The organism is Nocardia sp. NPDC047654 (genome assembly GCF_043205035.1).
Classification (GTDB): Bacteria; Actinomycetota; Actinomycetes; order Mycobacteriales; family Mycobacteriaceae; genus Nocardia.
The window spans coordinates 477,697-494,631 of record NZ_JBIDDF010000001.1 but is presented as its reverse complement, the minus strand read 5'-3'; the positions used below and the strand labels follow the sequence as shown (position 1 = coordinate 494,631).

Below are 16,935 nucleotides of genomic sequence, written 5' to 3'. Positions count from 1 at the left end.
CGCAGCTAGTGGCCACTTTCCGGGTCGGAAGAAGCCACTTCGGGCGGTTTGGGCGCAGTTTTGGGAACCACCGCGAGGAGCGCTTTCTCGATCGCTTCCCGGCGGGCGGGGCCGTCCTCGGATCCCAGATCCAGGCAGAAGCTGTCGACCACGGCCGACCCCATCGTGACGACCTTGGCCCAGCGGACGTCGGCTCCGCAGGCGGCCAGTTCGGCGGCAAGGCGACTGAGCAGGCCGACCCGGTCCTCGGCGCGCAACTCCAGGATCACCTGGCCGGGTGCGGAGGTGTCCGACCAGATCACTCGGGGCCGAGCCTGCGCGTACCTGCTCCGGCCGATCGTGCTCGCCTCCCGCTCGCGTTTGGCCAGCGCCCCGGGCACATCCAGATCGCCGGCCGTGGCGCGGATCAGTTCCTGGCGCAGCAGGCCCGGGTCCGGCGGATCGCCGAACTTGGGAGCGACGACGAAAGTGTCCACCGCGGACGCGCCTTCCACCCCCAGCGCGGCCGACAGCACCCGCAGCGAGTGCAGCGCGAGCACGCCGGCGGCGTCGGAGAGCAGCCCGGGGCTGTCCGGCGCGATGACGGTCACCGTGTAGGTGTGTTTGCTCTCACCAGGCTTCAGGTCCACGTGCACCCCGCCCGCTCGGGCCTTCTCGATCAGCTCCGGTGCGATCGACTCCGGCGTCGGCAGCTGGTCGCCGGCCATGACCATCCGGCACCGGCGGACCAGCTCACCGATCAACGAGGCCTTCCAGTCGCCCCATACGCCGGGACCGGTGGCCAGCGAATCCGCCTCGGCCAGGGTGTGCAGCAGTTCCAGCAACTGCGGATCGCCGTCGAGGGAGTCGACGACGGAGCGCACCGTCTCCGGATCGGACAGGTCGCGCCGGGTGGCGGTTTCCGGCAGCAGCAGGTGGTGGCGGACGATCGCGCTGAGCGTCCGCACGTCCGAGGGCCACAAACCGAGGCGGCGGCCGATGTGCGTGGCGAGTTCCGCGCCGACGAGGCTGTGATCGCCCGCGCGGCCCTTGCCGATGTCGTGCAGCAGCGCGCCGAGGGCGAGCAGGTCCGGGCGGGCCACCCGGGTGCTCAGGCCGCCCGCGTAGGCGACCGTCTCCATGAGGTGGCGGTCGACGGTCCAGATGTGCTGGACATCGCGCGGCGGCAGGTCGCGCACGGCGCCCCATTCCGGCAGCAGCCTGCCCCACAGTCCGGTCCGGTCGAGCGCCTCGACCGCGTCGATGGTGCCGCGGCCCGCGCCCAACAGGACCAGCAAGTCGTTGAGGGCGTCCTTGGGCCACGGCTCGCGTAGCTCGGGGGCGTCCTCGGAGAGCCGGTTGAGGGTGGTGGCCGACATCGGCAGGCCGGTCTGCGCGGACGCCGCCGCCACGCGCAGGATGAGGCCGGGATCGCGCTGCGGGCGGGCATCCCGGGCCAGCACGACCTCGCCCGCGTGCTCGACCACTCCCTCGTCCAGCGGCCTGCGCACCGGCATCCGGCGCAGGCGCGCCAAGCCCCGACGCGGCAGCGCGTTGGCCGCGGTGCGCAACCCGACGTCCACGGAGTAACTGACCGTCCGGGCCGAATCGCTCAGGGTGCGAGCCAGATCGAACCGATCGCCGACGCGCAGGGCCGCGCCGATCTCGTCGGCGTCCTGCGCCCGCAGCTGGTCGCGGGCCCGGCCCGCCACCCGGTGCAGCTCGGTGCGCACGTCGAGCAGGCGCCGATGCGCCTGTTTCAATCCGCCGCCGGGCACGTCCGGACCGAGACCGGGCATGGCGTCGGTCAGCTGGGCGATGGCCAGCGCGTCGAGCAGCTGGATGTCGCGTAGGCCGCCGCGCCCGTTCTTCAGATCGGGCTCGGCGCGGTGGGCGATCTCGCCGTTGCGCTCCCATCGGGTGTGCGCCTGGGCGATGAGCTCGTCGAAGCGGGAGCGGATTCCGGTGCGCCATTCCCGGCGCACCCCGCCGATCAGCAGATTGCTCAAGTCCTGGTCGCCGACGATGTGCCTGGCCTCGAGCATGCCCAGCGCGGCGATGAGATCGTCTGCGGCCACCCGCAACGCCTGCGGAACGGTCCGCACACTGTGGTCGAGTTTGATGTGCGCGTCCCACAGCGGATACCAGAGCTGATCGGCGACCTCGGCCACCCGGGCCGGGTCGACGTCGTCGTGCAGCAGCACCAGATCCAGATCGGAGTACGGCAGCATCTCGCCGCGGCCCAGACCGCCGACGGCCACCACGGCCAAGCCGCTGTCGGGGGCGATGCCCAGTTCGGCGCCCTTGCTCGTGAGCCACAGTTCGTAGAGGTCGACCAATGCCTGGCGCAGCGACTCGGCGTCCAGCCGGGGATTGCGCGGCTGGCCGCCGTCGAGCAGTTGGGTTCGCGCGCGGACCAGGTCGGCCGCCCCGTTGGACACCTTGCCGCTGCCTCCGGCGACCTTCGGCTCACCGTCGTGCTCGTACTGACTACCCACAACCCACCGCCCAGTTCATGCGCGCGGCCCCGCCCCGGCCGGAGCTCCGGCGGGAGCGGGGCCGCCGCTCGATCGATATCCCGCTACAGCGCGTCGGTGCCGCGTTCGCCGGTCCGGACCCGGATGATGGACTCCACCGGGGTGACCCAGACCTTGCCGTCGCCGATCTTGCCGGTGCGGGAGGCCTCCACGATCACTTCCACGACCTTGTCGACGGACGCGTCGTCCACGACGACCTCAACGCGGACCTTCGGCACGAAGTCGACGGAGTACTCCGCGCCGCGGTACACCTCGGTGTGCCCCTTCTGCCGGCCGTACCCTTGGACCTCGCTGACGGTCATGCCCAGCACACCCGCCTGCTCGAGCCCGGACTTGACGTCCTCGAGCGTGAACGGTTTGACGATTGCGGTGATCAGTTTCATGTCGTCATGCCTCCTTGACGGCCGAACGTGCCGTGCTACCCAGAGCGGCGAAGTCGTAGGCGGTTTCCGCGTGCTCGGACTCGTCCAAGCCCACCGACTCTGCTTCCTCGCTCACGCGCAGCCCAATGGTGAACTTCACGATATAGGCAATGATCAGCGTCGCGACGAAGGAGAACGCAAGTACCACACCGGCGCCCACCGCTTGCCGCCACAACTGATCGACGCCACCGCCGTAGAGCAGACCGGTCTTGCCCGCACCCGCCTCGGGCGCCGCGACGAAACCGACCATCAGGGTGCCGACGATGCCGCCGACCAGGTGCACGCCGACCACGTCGAGCGAGTCGTCGAAACCGAACTTGAACTTCAGGCCGACCGCGAGGGCGCACAACGCGCCCGCGACCGCGCCGATGGCCAGCGCGCCGAGCACGTTCACCGAGGAACACGACGGGGTGATGGCGACCAGGCCCGCCACGACGCCCGAGGCCGCGCCGAGCGAGGTGGGCTTGCCGTCGCGGATCTTCTCCACCAGCAGCCAGGCCAGCATGGCGGCGCAGGTCGCGATGGTGGTGGTGACGAAGGTCGAACCGGCGAGGCCGCCGGAGGTCACCGCGGAACCGGCGTTGAAGCCGAACCAGCCGAACCACAGCAGACCGGCGCCCAGCATGACGAACGGCAGGTTGTGCGGACGGAACGGGGTCGTCGGCCAGCCCTTGCGCTTGCCGAGCACCAGCACCAGGGCCAGACCGGCGGCGCCGGCGTTGATGTGCACCGCCGTGCCACCCGCGAAGTCGACCGCGAGCAGTTTGTTCGCGATCCAGCCGCCCTCGTGCACCACGTTGCCGTCGGCGTCCTTGACGTCGAAGTCGAACACCCAGTGCGCGACCGGGAAGTAGACCACCGTGGACCAGATGCCCGCGAACAGCAGCCACGCGCCGAACTTCAAGCGGTCGGCGACCGCGCCCGAGATGAGGGCAACCGTGATGATGGCGAACATCAATTGGAAGGCGACGAAGACGGTGGCCGGAATCGTGCCCGCGAGCGGGATGTTCACCGCTTCGGTGGTGACCGCGCCCGCCGCGTCCTTGACCTCGGCGACCGAGTTGCCCCCGATCAAGCCCTTCAGGCCGAAGAACTGCGTCGGGTCACCGATCACGCCGAATTTGTTGTCGCCGAAAGCCGTCGAGTATCCGTACAGCGACCACAGCACGCCGACCAGGCCCATGGCGCTGATGCTCATCATGATCATGTTGAGCACGTACTTCGACCGGACCATGCCACCGTAGAAGAAAGCAAGGCCCGGCGTCATCAGCAACACCAGCGCCGAGCTCGCCAGCATCCAGGCGGTGTCACCGGTATCCGGTGCACCGGTAAGTGGAAAAGCCACCTTAATGTCCTCCTCATCTCGGGCCCCGCCGATTCCGGCAAATGGACCTGAACAGAAGGGTCCTTACTCGGTGTTTCATCCGTAGAGCTGACGTGTTTCACCTACGTGAACGGATGGCGCAGCCGTGTTGCCACTACGTTTCGTCACGTACACCGGGCGTTTCGCGGCGTTGTGAGGCCCGCGCTCGGGAATCGGACATTCGTTACAGCGGAGGAGGACTCGGCAAACATCCGGGGTGTGATCGGCCTCGCATCCCGGCGGGGAGCGGCTCGCGGCGCACCGCCGACCGGGACGCCGCGAGCCGCAGCCACTTTCGAAGCGGAAGGATCAGCCCAGCAGCGCGTCCACGAACGCGGCCGGCTCGAACGGAGCCAGATCGTCGGCGCCCTCACCGAGGCCGACCAGCTTCACCGGCACGCCTAATTCGTGCTGGACCTGGAAGACGATGCCGCCCTTGGCGGTGCCGTCCAGCTTGGTGAGCACGACGCCGGTGATATCCACCACTTCGGCGAACACCCGGGCCTGCGTCAGTCCGTTCTGCCCGACCGTCGCGTCCAGCACGAGGAGGACCTCGTCCACGGCCGCCTTCTTCTCCACGACCCGCTTGACCTTGCCCAGCTCGTCCATCAGCCCCGTCTTGGTGTGCAGCCGCCCCGCGGTGTCGATCAGCACCACATCGACGCCGCGCTCGACACCCGCGGCCACCGCGTCGAACGCGACCGCGGCCGGATCGGCGCCCTCGCGGCCGCGGACCGTGTCGGCGCCGACCCGCTCACCCCAGGTCTGCAACTGGTCCGCGGCCGCGGCGCGGAAAGTGTCGGCCGCGCCGAGCAGCACCCGGCGGCCGTCGGCGACGAGCACACGCGCGAGCTTGCCGGTGGTGGTGGTCTTGCCGGTGCCGTTCACGCCGACCACGAGCAGAATCGACGGGTGGTCCGGGTGCGGCAGCGCGCGCACCGCGCGGTCCAGCTCCGGTCGCAACTGTTCGACGAGCACGTCGCGCAGCACCGCACGCGCCTCGTCGGTGGTGCGCACGCTGCGCGCCGCCATCTCCGCGCGCAGCCGGGAGACGACGGCCGTCGTGCTGGCGGTGCCGAGGTCGGCGAGCACGAGGGTATCCTCGACCTCTTCCCACGAGTCGTCGTCCAGGTCACCGCCGCCGAGCAGGCCGAGCAGGCTCTTGCCGACGGCGTTCTGCGAGCGCGACAGCCGTCCGCGCAGCCGGACCAGGCGTCCGGCGGTGGGCTCGATCTCCTCCAGCGCGACAGGCGCCTCGACACCGGCCGGCGTGTCGGGAGCGACGACTCCGGTGGCGGCATCCGGGGCCGCGGTGTCGGCGGCCGGCTCGGCGGTCGCGTCCGCGACCTCGGTGTCGTCCGCCGTGACCGGCGCGGCGCCGGTCACGGGGCTCTCCGGTGCTGCCGCCTCGCCGGTGATGGGCTCCGCCGTCTCCGGTTCGGCAGGAGCGGCGGCGCCGGCCGCGGGCGGGGCCTCGGCGACGTCCGCCTCCGGCAACGGAACATTGGTGATGCCGCGTTTGGGCGCGTCGCGCGGGATCGCGGCGTCGTCGCCGACGTGCGGCTGTCCTTCGGTGTCGGTGCGCTCGACCGGTTGCGGCTCGGTCGCCGTGCCGCCCCTGCTGAAGGTGAATCCGCCGGACGCGGTGTAGCCACCGGACCGGTCGGTCACCTCCTTGTCCTGCGTGGGCGGTGTCAGCGACACGCGGCCGCGCCGGTACCGGACGAAACCGGCGACGAGCACGACGAGCAGCAGTGCGGCGACCGCGGCGATCAGGATCCAGACTTCGGGACTCACGCGGACCATCCTTGCAGACCGACCATCACGTGCCGGGCCCCGAGCCGCACCCGCCGCGCGAGTCGCACCACCGGGCCGACGGCGTGACCTCGGGGAACACCGCAGATACCGGGCCGTGCACGAGCCCTGCCCGGCACCGACACAGCCCCCGAGATTTCTTGTCCTGCGGAACTTCTCGCGAAGGGACAATAGGATCGGCGACGTGACCGATCGAAACGTGCTTGGGGGGCCGCTGGAAGAGTGCGGCACCGATCCTCTCACCGGCTTCTACCGGGACGGCTGCTGCAGTACCGGGCCGGAGGATCTGGGCAGCCACACCGTGTGCACCGTCGTCACGGCAGAATTCCTGGAGCATCAAGCGTCCATCGGAAATGATTTGAGCACTCCGCGTCCGGAGAACAATTTTCCTGGCCTCCAGCCCGGCGATCGGTGGTGCGTGGTGGCCGTGCGGTGGCTGCACGCACACGAGGACGGCGTAGCCGCGCCCGTGGTGCTGGCGGCCACCCACGAGAACGCCCTGGAAGTGATCTCGATGGACATTCTGCGTAAGTACGCCGTCGATGTGCCCGACGACGTCAGCGACCTGCTCTGAGGGGAGGGGAATTTTCTTCCCCGGCCCGCGACGGGCCGCCGCGAGGAACCACCGCCCCCACGGCGAACCGGCGTCCGCTCGGACGGGTTGGCGCAGCAGAGCACCGAATGGCACAGATGCGCCATTCTCCCTATCGGGCCGCCGCGACACGCCGGCGATGCGCCTTCTGGCGGCATGCCGCCGAGCAATACCTGGCCCGGCGGCCCGTCCCGGCCCGCGGCACCGCCGCGTGGCACACCGGGCAGCGACCATCCCCGGTTTCGTTACGTTCGACTGATTCGTTACGGTTTTCGGTCCCGGCATCCTGTTTCGTCACTGCCGGACCGCCCGGCCGGGCGCGCAGCGCGTCGAGCACGAGCGCCGCGGTGCGGTCCACTTCGCCCCGCGCCTTGCGGAGTTGTTGAATCGCAACGCATCCGGTGAAGATCGCCAGCACGTCGTCGAGTTCGATGTCGGCCCGGACCGCCCCCTCGCGCTGGGCCGCGGCCAGCAGCGCGCCCAGCGCGCGATGGAAACGCACGCCCGCGCCCTGCAACAGCGCACGCGGCCAGCCGTCGTCGGACTGGACCAGATCGCACAGCGCCTGGTTACCCGGGGTCGTGGCGATCACCGCGGTGCACAGGTCGAAGAAGGCGGCGCCGGGGTCGGCCGCGCCGAGACGGTCGGCGGCCAATTTCGCCAACCGGTCGATGCGCTGCTGCATAACGGCTTCCAGCAGAGCGGCTTTCGTCGGAAAGTGACGGTAGACGGTGCCCGCGCCGACGCCCGCCCGGCGGGCGACCTCGGCGAGCGACACCGAGGCACCCTGCTCCGCGAACGCCCGCTGCGCGGCCGCCAGCACGAGGGCGCGATTGCGCCGGGCATCGGCTCTGGACAGCCCGTCCGGGGCGAGCGAGATGGTCATTTCGTTACGGCCTTCCTGGAAGCGACCTGGTGAATCGGGTCGAGCCACCCGTATCGTCCGAATCCGGGTTGACCGACCCGATTCTAACGAGCAGAGAAGGCGGAGCATGTCCCCTCAGCACAACCTCATCCTGGTCACCGGCGCCACCGGCAAGCAGGGCGGCGTGACCGCCCGCAGGCTGCTGGCGGACGGCAGGGCGGTGCGCGCGCTGGTCCGCGACGCGCAGGCACCGGCCGCACAGGACCTGGCCGCGGCGGGCGCCGAACTCGTCGTCGGCGACTTCGACGCCCCGGAGACCCTGCCCGCGGCGCTGGCCGGTGTCACCGGGCTGTTCCTGGTCCCGCCGGCCGCATACAGTCCGCAGGGCTGGGATGTCGACCTGGAAGCCGCGCGCGGACGAGCGGTCGTGGACGCGGCGCGCGACGCCGGCGTTCGGCAGATCGTGTTCACCGGCATCGCCTCGATGGGCGACAACGCGTCGTGGGGCGTGACGGGCAAGAAGCGCATCGAAGACGCCGTCATCGCCAGCGGCGCCCGCTACACCCTGCTGCGGCCGGTGCGGTTCATGGAGAACTACCTGCTGCGCACCTCACCGGTCGACGGCATCTTCGACGGCGTACACCGGCATCTCTTCCCGGCCGAAGGGCCGATGAAGGTGATCGCCCTGGCGGATATCGGCGATATCGCCGGTCTCGTCTTCGCCGACCCGGATCGATTCCACGGCCGCGTCCTCGAACTCGCGGGCGACGTGCTCGCCCCGCCCGCGGCCGCCGCGGCGATCAGCGCGGCCACCGGGCACTCCGTCCGGTATCAGGAGGTCGGCGAGGCCGAGGCGGACGCGATCGGCGCGGAGATCGGCAATACCTGGCGTTCGATGCGCCACACCGGCGGCTGGCGCGCCGACGTCGACGAGATCCGCGAAATCCATCCCGGCCTGCGAACATTCGACACCTGGCTCGCCGAAACCGGTGCGGCGCAGATCAAAGCGCTGCTGGACGGCGAAAAGGCCACCGCCGCCCGGTGAGCTGACAAGAGCCCGGCCGATCCGCATGTGACGGCGTGACCGGTCGGCGGACCGGCGTGCTGTGCGCCTGAGGGGCGGGTCCGCCCGCTCACGGGCGACGGGTCGGCGGACTGTGCCCCTCGAAGGAATGGGTGGCGGTTGCGAAGCTCGACGACCGCGTCTCCGGTGACGATCCGCTGGTCGACCTGGACGCCGGCACGGTCACCCTCCCCGCGACCGGCGGGTGACCGTGCGGCGGCTCAGCCCGCCGCGCCGACCGGCGCCAGATTCTCCCCGCGCAGCCGCTGGGAGATCACCTGGGTGATGCCGTCGCCGCGCATGCTGACGCCGTAGAGCGCGTCGGCGATCTCCATCGTCGGCTTCTGGTGGGTGATGACGATCAGCTGGCTCTTCTCCCGCAGCTGCTCGAACAAGCCGATCAGGCGGCGCAGGTTGGTGTCGTCGAGCGCGGCTTCGACCTCGTCCATCACATAGAACGGCGAGGGCCGGGCGCGGAAGATGGCCACCAGCAACGCGACCGCGGTGAGCGACTTCTCTCCGCCGGACAGCAGCGAGAGCCGCTTGACCTTCTTACCCGGCGGACGGGCCTCCACCTCGATGCCGGTGGTGAGCATGTCCGAGGGGTCGGTGAGCAGGAGCCTGCCCTCGCCGCCGGGGAACAGTTTCGCGAACACCCCGACGAACTCGCGCTCCACGTCGGCGTATGCCTCGGTGAAGACCTGGAGGATGCGGGCGTCGACCTCGGCGACCACGTCGAGCAGATCCTTGCGCGCGCTCTTGACGTCCTCGAGCTGGGTGGCCAGGAAGTTGTAGCGCTCCTCCAGCGCCGCGAATTCCTCCAGCGCCAGCGGATTCACCTTGCCGAGGGTGGCCAGATCCTTCTCCGCGCGCTTGGCGCGCCGCTCCTGGGTCTGCCGGTCGTAGGGCATCGGTGCGGGCTCGCTGACCTGCTCACCCCGCTCCTTGGCCTGCTCGTACTCCTGTAATTCCAGCGCCGAGGGCGGCAGTGGCACGTCCGGACCGTACTCGGCGATCAGATCGTTCAGCGCGATGCCGAACTGCTCGGCGATCGTCGCCTCCAGTTGCTCGATGCGCAGCGCCGCTTGCGCCTTCGCCACCTCGTCCCGGTGCACGGCGTCGGTGAGCTGGGACAGTTGCGCGGTGAGGGCACGCACCCGCTCCTTGATCTGCTCGACCTGCGCGGCGCACTCCGAGCGCTTGCGCACCAGCTCGTCCCTGCGGGCGCCCGCCGCGGCGACCACCCGCTCGAGCTCGGCGGCGATCTTCGCACCGGATTCGGCGACAGCGGCGGCCACCTCGGCCGCCTTCTTGCGCGCGGCCGCCGCGCGTTCGGCGCGGGCGCGGTTCTCCCGCTCGGCACGGGCGGCGCGGCGTAGCGACTCCGCCTTGCCGCGTACCGATTCCGCGCGTTCCTCGGCGGTGCGCACGGCGAGCCGGGCCTCGACCTCCATCGCGCGCGCCTCGGCCAGCGCGGACGCCGCCTCCTCGCGCGCGCGGCCCGCGGCTTCGGTGCCCGCGGCGCCCGCGCCGTCGGCATCCACCTCGGATTGTTCGAATTCCGCGTGCCGCAGGCGATCCTCGAGGTCGGCCAGCGCGGCCAGCGCCTCTTCCCGGTTGGCCTCGGCGTCGTCGCGCTGGCCGAGCAGCCGTTCGCTCTCCGCGTGCGCGGTGCGGGCGGTCTGGCCGAGCCTGCCCAGCCGCTCGTAGATCGCCACCAGCGCCTGATCGGATTCGTGCAGGGCCAGCAGTGCCTGATCGACGGCGTCCTTGCGGTCGGCCTGTTCCTCGAGCGCGCCGGACAGCGCGGCCTCGAGTTCCTCGGCGCGCCGCTGCGCGGACACCAGCTCGGCCTGGGCGGCATCGATGTCGGCCTGGATCTCCAGCTGACTGGGCGCCCGATCGGAACCGCCGAGCAGCCAGCCGTTTCCGGCGAGGTCGCCGTCGCGGGTGACCACGCGCAGGCCGGGCCGGGAGGCGACCAGCGCGCGGGCGGCGGGCAGATCCTCGGCCACGGCGATTCCCGCGGTCAGCGCCGCGATCGCGCCGCGCACGGTGTCGGGGCACTCCACCACGTCGACCAGCCAGCGGGCGCCGCCGGGCAATGCGCCCGGGTGCGGCTCCTCGGCGCTCTCGGCGCCGAAGACGACCGCGGCGCGACCACCGTCGGCGTCCTTGAGCGCCTGGATGGCGGCGTGCGCGGACTCGCCGGTGTCGGCGGCGACGGCGTCGGCCAGCGGGCCGAGCGCGGCGGCGACGGCGGCCTCATACCCACCGTGCACGCGCAGCAACGCCGAGAGTGGACCGAGCAAGCCCTGTTCGCGGTGCTCCACCAGCCAGGCCACCCCGTCGCGGCGCGCCAGGTTCATCCCGAGCGCCTCGATGCGCGCGCCGAGCGAGGCGACCCGCTTGCTCGCGTCGCGGTCCTGTTCCCGCAGTTCGGTGACGCGCTGATCGGCCAGTTCCAGGGCTTGTACCGCGTGCTCGTGCTGGGCGTCCAGACCGGCCTCGCCCGCGTCGAGTTCGTCGAGGTCGGTCTGCACCGTGTCGAATTCGGCTTGGGCGGCCTCGCCGCGATGGCGGGCGTCGGCGATGGCGACCGACAGGCGCGCGATCTCCGCGTCCACCGACTGCGCCCTGGCCCGCAAGGTGTCCACCTTGCCCGCCAACCGGGCCACGCCCTCGCGCCGGTCGGCGATCGCCCGCACCGCGGCCAGGTGCGCCTGCTCGGCGGCCTTGGCGGCGTGTTCGCGTTCGGCCAGCTGGTCTCTGGCCGCCTCCAGCGTTTCGGTGGCCATCTCGACCGCCTCGCGCAGTTCGGCCTCCTCGGCCTCGACACGATCGGCCTCCGCCTCGAGCTGCTCGGGGTCACGGCCCGCGCCGACCGCAGCGGTGGTGTCCAGGTGCCGCGCCCGGTCGCCCGCGATGCGAATGGTCGCGTTGACCCGCTCGGCCAGCGCGGAGAGCTGGAACCAGATCTGCGCGGCGGCCTCGGCGCTCGGCGTCAACCGGGACAGCTGGAATTCCTGCTGCGCCAGCGCCGCGTTGGCGGCGTCCAGCTCGGACTGCACGGTGATCTGCTGCTCGCGCGCGTACGCCTCCTTGCTCTGCTGGCCTGCCAGCTCCGCGCGGCGGGTGACCAGGTCGTCGGCGGCCAGGCGCAGCCGCGCGTCACGCAGATCGGCCTGCACGGTCTGCGCCCTTCGGGCCACCTCGGCCTGCCTGCCCAGCGGTTTGAGTTGCCTGCGCAGTTCGGTGGTGAGGTCGGTGAGCCGGGCCAGATTGGCCTGCATGGCCTCCAGCTTGCGGACCGCCTTCTCCTTGCGCTTGCGGTGCTTGAGCACACCGGCGGCCTCTTCGACGAACGCGCGGCGGTCCTCCGGGCGCGACTCCAGGATCGCCGACAGTTGCCCCTGACCCACGATGACGTGCATCTCGCGGCCGATACCGGAGTCGCTGAGCAGTTCCTGCACGTCCATCAGGCGGCAGGAGTTGCCGTTGATCTCGTATTCGCCCGCCCCGTCGCGGAACATGCGCCGGGTGATGGAGACCTCGGCGTAGTCGATCGGCAGTGCGCCGTCGGAATTGTCGATGGTCAGCGTGACCTCGGCGCGGCCGAGCGGCGCGCGCCCCGCCGTGCCCGCGAAGATGACGTCCTGCATCTTGCCGCCCCGCAGCGCCTTCGCACCCTGCTCGCCCATCACCCAGGTGAGCGCGTCGACGACGTTCGACTTGCCCGATCCATTCGGACCGACCACACACGTGATACCCGGCTCCAACCGCAGCGTCGTCGCGGACGCGAAGGATTTGAAGCCCTTCAACGTCAGACTCTTCAGGTGCAAGTTCGACGACCTTTCCGTGTTCTGCCCGGTCGGCGTTCCGCGGGGTCGGGGCAGCGCATCCGGCGACCAGTCATGGTATCCGTCGCGCGCCGGGCGCTCCCCGGCCCCGACGGCGCAAGCGGCCGAGTGGCGGTTCGGCGATCTCCGTAGGTTATCGACTCGCCGCCGGTTCGCGCGCATTTCGATGTGCCCGGGGTTTGCCCGGACGGCGCGCCGCACTGTTCGTGGCACCCGGTCGAGACCGGTGGCGCGCACACCGCGAACCACTGGACCCTCCCCCGCGACGGCGCGACGCCCCTGCGTGTTCGCTCGATCGCCGGTCCGCTTCCGGGCTCATCGGTCCGCCGAATCCGGGCGGTCTCGAACTGGCACTGACGCCGCGCGCTCCGGCCACATACGATCCCTCTGATTTCGCCAGCGGAACGTTCGGGAGCGCACCACGATGTCTGCCCCCTCACCAGGGACGAGCACGCGGCTGCGCCTTGCCCGGATCACGGGGCTGGTACTCGGCAGCCTGGTGTTCCTGCACGCCTGCGAGCGCAGCAAGAGCGTGCTGCTCGGCGATGTGCGGGTGGAGGTGGCGGTCGCGGCCGCTCTCGGTGCGGCCGCCCTGGCCGCGGCGTGGTTCGAGATCAAGCTGCGGGGGCTGGAGCAGGACGCCGATCCGCCGTGGGACGACGCCGAGCAGTACGAAACTCCCAGTCCTGGGAATTTTCCCGGTCGAACCGGACGTCGGGCGGACACGGCGTACGGCAGGGGCGAGCGAGCGCGTCGCACGGATGTGGCCGCGAGGCCTGGTCCCGTGGCCGACCTCGAAGACGACGACCAGCTCGAACCCGAGGATTCCGCAGGGCGCGCCGATCTCGTCGCCGGGATTGCGCGGACATTGCGGATCACCCGCCGCGGCGCCTCGGGCGAACGGCTGCCCCTGCCGACCCTGAACGCGATGACGAAATGGATTCGCCGCGTCGACCCCGACGATGAAGCCGACCCCGGCGAACTCGACGACCATGACGAGACAGAGCAGATCACCCGCACCGAGACGGGTGAACTCGTCATCGAATCGAGCAGGCGAACGGTGCGAGCCAGGATCGGCCGCTCCGGTGACCTCGTCGTGCACGGCCGGTGGCACGGCAGTGCGCATCCGCCCTCCGAATGGAAGTGGACGTTCCACCCCGACGCCTTCCACGCGATTCGCAGCGCCCTCGGCGACGGGCCCGGCGACCTCCTCGATCTGCTCGAGGACACCATTCCGTGGCTGGACGCCGGCGCCCGCCAAGACCCCGGCGCATGGCTGCGCGCCCACGACATTCCCGCGACCTACCGGGAGAAGGGCGTCAACGCCGCGCGGACCACCCGCGAACTACCCGTCCTCCAGCCGGGCCGTCCACCGCAGCCGCGCGCGGACAAGACCCTCCGCAAATCGCCTGATGACGCGTCCGGCACCGGAACCGCACGCCGGTCGGCCAAAGCTGTGGACGACGACCATGCCCGGCTCTCGTCCGGTCGCGAACGACCTCCCGCCGCTCCGAGAGCTTCCGAGCGCCGCTCCACACCAAGAGCCGCCACCCCCCGGCCCTCATCCGACCGCGCCGGTGCCGATCGACGATCACGCGACGACATGGGGCAACAGAACCTCCGGTCGAACGACTACGGCTCGCCGGCGCGAACGTCCCCGGCGCGCCGTCGACGCGGCGAACCCGAATCGGAGCAGCGCAGCGATCGGTGGCCCGGTGCGGAAGAGCCGCAAGTGCCCACAAGGCCCACCCCCGGCCGTCCCGACCTCCCGAGACGTCGACACCGCGAACTCGCCGACGACGACCAGCACGTCGCCCGGCAGCCGGATCGCTACCCCGACGAGACCGATTCCCCTCGTTCGCGACCCGGTCGGCAGTCAGGGCGCGACCTTCAACCGCCACCCGACCGCCGCCATCGCGGCGATCAGCGCTCACGGCGCGAAAACCCGGCGCCCTCGCACGAGTCCAGCTCGCGGCGCGGGTGGTAGGACACAAAATCGGCGCTGTCACCCGGCGCTCCGGGTGACAGCGCCGAGAAGCGGGGCTCAGCTCGCGCGGTGGGTGAACCGACCGTTCTCGAAGCCGGCCACCATACGGAAGGCGAGGACGGCGCCCCACGGGCCGATCACCCAGATCGGCCAGAAGTAGGTCAAGGCACCGACGCTCAGCGAGACCGCACCCCAGATGACGAGCACCAGCAGGCTCACGGCGAGCCAGGTGCTGCCCTCGATGCGCTGCCAGATCGGGATGCGCGGGCGCGCGGAAGCCGGTGCGACGGCATCCTTGCCGAGTTCGGGCAGATCCGACAGCACCGAGCGCAGGTCCTCACGATCGGTGGTGGCGTACACCTGAGCGACGCGCTGGTCGTATTCGGGCAGATCGAGCCGCCCGTCTGCCATATGCCTGCCGAGCAGGCGCACCACGGCGTCGCGTTCGGCATTCGAGGCGCGGGTGCCGGTGGAGATGTCCATGCCTGGTCCTATCGACGGTTCCACCCTCCATAGTGGAATATAAATCCAGCATAACCCTCCAAAGTGGAATGTCAACCCTCGGACGTTCCGCCTCCGAAAGCGGGGACTTCCCACCCGGCGGCGGTAATGTTCGGTTGGACGAGAACAACTGTATGGACAGGTGTTCGGCTTGCGGGCCGGGCCGGGCTGAACGGCCGCTCCGCGTCCCGATCAACTCGCTGGAGGAGGAACAGGTGTCGGAAACCGTCCGCGGGGTCGTGGCCCGCAGCAAAGGCGCACCGGTCGAGATCGTCGAGGTGGTGATCCCGGATCCCGGACCACACGACGTGGTGGTGCGGGTGCAGGCTTGCGGTGTCTGCCACACCGACCTGCACTATCGCGAAGGCGGTATCACCGACGACTTCCCGTTCCTGCTCGGTCACGAGGCGGCGGGCGTGGTGGAAACCGTGGGCGCCGCGGTCACCCACGTGGCGGAGGGCGACTACGTGATCCTCAACTGGCGCGCGGTCTGCGGCGAGTGCCGGGCGTGCAAACGGGGCCGTCCCTGGTACTGCTTCGACAGCCGCAACGCGAGCAAGAAGATGACGCTCGCCGACGGGACCGAGCTGACCCCCGCGCTGGGCATCGGAGCGTTCGCCGACAAGACCTTGGTGCACGAGGGCCAGTGCACCAAGGTCGATCCGGCGGCCGACCCCGCAGTGGCAGGCCTGCTCGGCTGCGGCGTGATGGCGGGCATCGGCGCGGCGATGAACACCGGCAACGTGTCGACCGGCGACACCGTCGCGGTGATCGGCTGCGGCGGCGTCGGGGACGCGGCTATCGCCGGGGCCCGGCTGGCGGGGGCCAGGACCATCATCGCGGTGGACCGCGACGCCCGGAAACTGCGCTGGGCCACGGACTTCGGCGCCACCCACACGATCGACGCCACCACCGAGGACGTGATCGAGAAGATCCAGGAGTACACCGACGGGTGGGGCGCCGACGTCGTCATCGAGGCCGTCGGGCGGCCGGAGACCTGGAAACAGGCGTTCTACGGCCGCGACCTGGCCGGCACGGTGGTGCTCGTCGGTGTGCCGACCCCGGAGATGACCATCGAGATGCCGCTGCTGGACCTGTTCTCCCGCGGCGGCGCGCTGAAATCCTCCTGGTACGGCGACTGCCTGCCGGAACGCGACTTCCCCACCTTGATCGGCCTGCACCGCCAGGGACGGCTGCCGCTGGACCGCTTCGTCACCGAACGCATCGGGCTCGACCAGGTGGAGCGAGCCTTCGCCGAGATGCACACCGGTGATGTGCTGCGCTCGGTGGTGGTCTGGTGACCGCCCGCATCGACCGCGTCGTCACCTCCGGCGACTTCTGCCTGGACGGCGGCACCTGGGCGGTGGACAACAACATCTGGCTGGTCGGTGCCGACGACGAAGTGGTCGTCATCGATGCCGCCCACGACGCGGGCCCGATCGTCGCGGCGGTCGCGGGCCGCGCCGTCCGCGCGATCGTGTGCACCCACGGGCACAACGATCACGTGACGGTGGCGCCCGAACTCGCCGAACGCTTGAACGCACCGGTCCTGCTGCATCCCGGCGACGAGCCGCTGTGGCGCATGACCCACCCGGACGCCGACTACCGGCCGCTCACGGACTGCGATCGGATACCCGTGGCGGACACCGAGATCCACGTCCTGCACACGCCCGGACACTCCCCCGGATCGGTCGCCCTGCACCTGCCGGACGCGAAAGCCGTGTTCACGGGCGACACGCTGTTCGCGGGAGGGCCCGGCGCGACCGGTCGCTCGTTCTCCGATTTCGGCACGATCATCGAGTCGATCCGCGACCGCCTGCTGACGCTGCCGGAGGAAACCGCGGTGCACACCGGGCACGGCGATTCCACCACCATCGGCGCGGAGAAACCGTTCCTGGCCGAGTGGATCGCCCGCGGTCACTGAGACCTCGAGGATCGCGGGTGGATCGAG

General features: G+C 70.7%; 12 protein-coding genes. 5 read left to right on the top strand and 7 right to left on the bottom strand.

Annotated features, from left to right (window positions below; translation table 11 throughout):
* Positions 1 to 5 precede the first annotated feature (5 nt).
* The 4 genes from ACGF7Y_RS02240 to ftsY all read right to left on the bottom strand — a co-directional run bounded on the left by ACGF7Y_RS02240 (position 6) and on the right by ftsY (position 6,107).
* A complete protein-coding gene (locus ACGF7Y_RS02240) occupies positions 6 to 2,477 on the bottom strand; it encodes a [protein-PII] uridylyltransferase (protein ID WP_393228391.1) in 2,472 nt (823 codons plus the stop codon).
* 83 nt (positions 2,478 to 2,560) lie between these two features.
* Positions 2,561 to 2,899, bottom strand: coding sequence for a P-II family nitrogen regulator (locus ACGF7Y_RS02235; protein ID WP_040868325.1), 339 nt, complete (start codon positions 2,897 to 2,899; stop codon positions 2,561 to 2,563).
* 4 nt (positions 2,900 to 2,903) lie between these two features.
* On the bottom strand, positions 2,904 to 4,283 hold the full coding sequence (locus tag ACGF7Y_RS02230) for an ammonium transporter (protein ID WP_393228389.1): 1,380 nt from the start codon (positions 4,281 to 4,283) through the stop codon (positions 2,904 to 2,906).
* Between the two features lie 327 nt (positions 4,284 to 4,610).
* Positions 4,611 to 6,107 carry a signal recognition particle-docking protein FtsY gene (gene ftsY, locus ACGF7Y_RS02225; RefSeq protein ID WP_393228388.1) on the bottom strand — a complete coding sequence of 499 codons (1,497 nt, stop codon included), beginning with the start codon at positions 6,105 to 6,107 and terminating at the stop codon, positions 4,611 to 4,613.
* Positions 6,108 to 6,300: 193 nt separating this feature from the next.
* Here ftsY and ACGF7Y_RS02220 point away from each other — a divergent pair, with 193 nt between their 5' ends.
* Entirely contained in the window at positions 6,301 to 6,690 is a 390-nt protein-coding gene (locus tag ACGF7Y_RS02220) for a DUF2237 family protein (protein ID WP_019048221.1), read from the top strand.
* Positions 6,691 to 6,820: 130 nt separating this feature from the next.
* Here ACGF7Y_RS02220 and ACGF7Y_RS02215 read toward each other — a convergent pair whose 3' ends face one another.
* On the bottom strand, positions 6,821 to 7,531 hold the full coding sequence (locus ACGF7Y_RS02215) for a TetR family transcriptional regulator (protein WP_393228386.1): 711 nt from the start codon (positions 7,529 to 7,531) through the stop codon (positions 6,821 to 6,823).
* Positions 7,532 to 7,700: 169 nt separating this feature from the next.
* Here ACGF7Y_RS02215 and ACGF7Y_RS02210 point away from each other — a divergent pair, with 169 nt between their 5' ends.
* On the top strand, positions 7,701 to 8,618 hold the full coding sequence (locus tag ACGF7Y_RS02210) for an NmrA family NAD(P)-binding protein (protein ID WP_393228384.1): 918 nt from the start codon (positions 7,701 to 7,703) through the stop codon (positions 8,616 to 8,618).
* 239 nt (positions 8,619 to 8,857) lie between these two features.
* Here ACGF7Y_RS02210 and smc read toward each other — a convergent pair whose 3' ends face one another.
* The gene (gene smc, locus ACGF7Y_RS02205) at positions 8,858 to 12,478 is read right to left on the bottom strand and encodes a chromosome segregation protein SMC (protein ID WP_393228382.1); all 3,621 of its coding nucleotides are present in this window, start codon (positions 12,476 to 12,478) and stop codon (positions 8,858 to 8,860) included.
* A gap of 442 nt (positions 12,479 to 12,920) precedes the next feature.
* Between smc and ACGF7Y_RS02200 the strand changes: the two genes are divergently transcribed.
* The gene (locus tag ACGF7Y_RS02200; protein WP_393228381.1) at positions 12,921 to 14,483 is read left to right on the top strand and encodes a hypothetical protein; all 1,563 of its coding nucleotides are present in this window, start codon (positions 12,921 to 12,923) and stop codon (positions 14,481 to 14,483) included.
* A 57-nt stretch (positions 14,484 to 14,540) separates the two neighbouring features.
* Here ACGF7Y_RS02200 and ACGF7Y_RS02195 read toward each other — a convergent pair whose 3' ends face one another.
* Entirely contained in the window at positions 14,541 to 14,966 is a 426-nt protein-coding gene (locus ACGF7Y_RS02195; protein WP_062969845.1) for a DUF1707 domain-containing protein, read from the bottom strand.
* A gap of 233 nt (positions 14,967 to 15,199) precedes the next feature.
* On the opposite strand from ACGF7Y_RS02195, the gene ACGF7Y_RS02190 reads away from it, so the two are divergent.
* Both ACGF7Y_RS02190 and ACGF7Y_RS02185 read left to right on the top strand, forming a co-directional pair.
* The gene (locus ACGF7Y_RS02190; protein WP_393228379.1) at positions 15,200 to 16,285 is read left to right on the top strand and encodes an S-(hydroxymethyl)mycothiol dehydrogenase; all 1,086 of its coding nucleotides are present in this window, start codon (positions 15,200 to 15,202) and stop codon (positions 16,283 to 16,285) included.
* On the top strand, positions 16,279 to 16,908 hold the full coding sequence (locus ACGF7Y_RS02185; RefSeq protein ID WP_393230871.1) for an MBL fold metallo-hydrolase: 630 nt from the start codon (positions 16,279 to 16,281) through the stop codon (positions 16,906 to 16,908). The genes ACGF7Y_RS02190 and ACGF7Y_RS02185 overlap by 7 nt, the downstream gene beginning before the upstream one ends.
* The last annotated feature ends 27 nt before the right edge of the window (positions 16,909 to 16,935 follow it).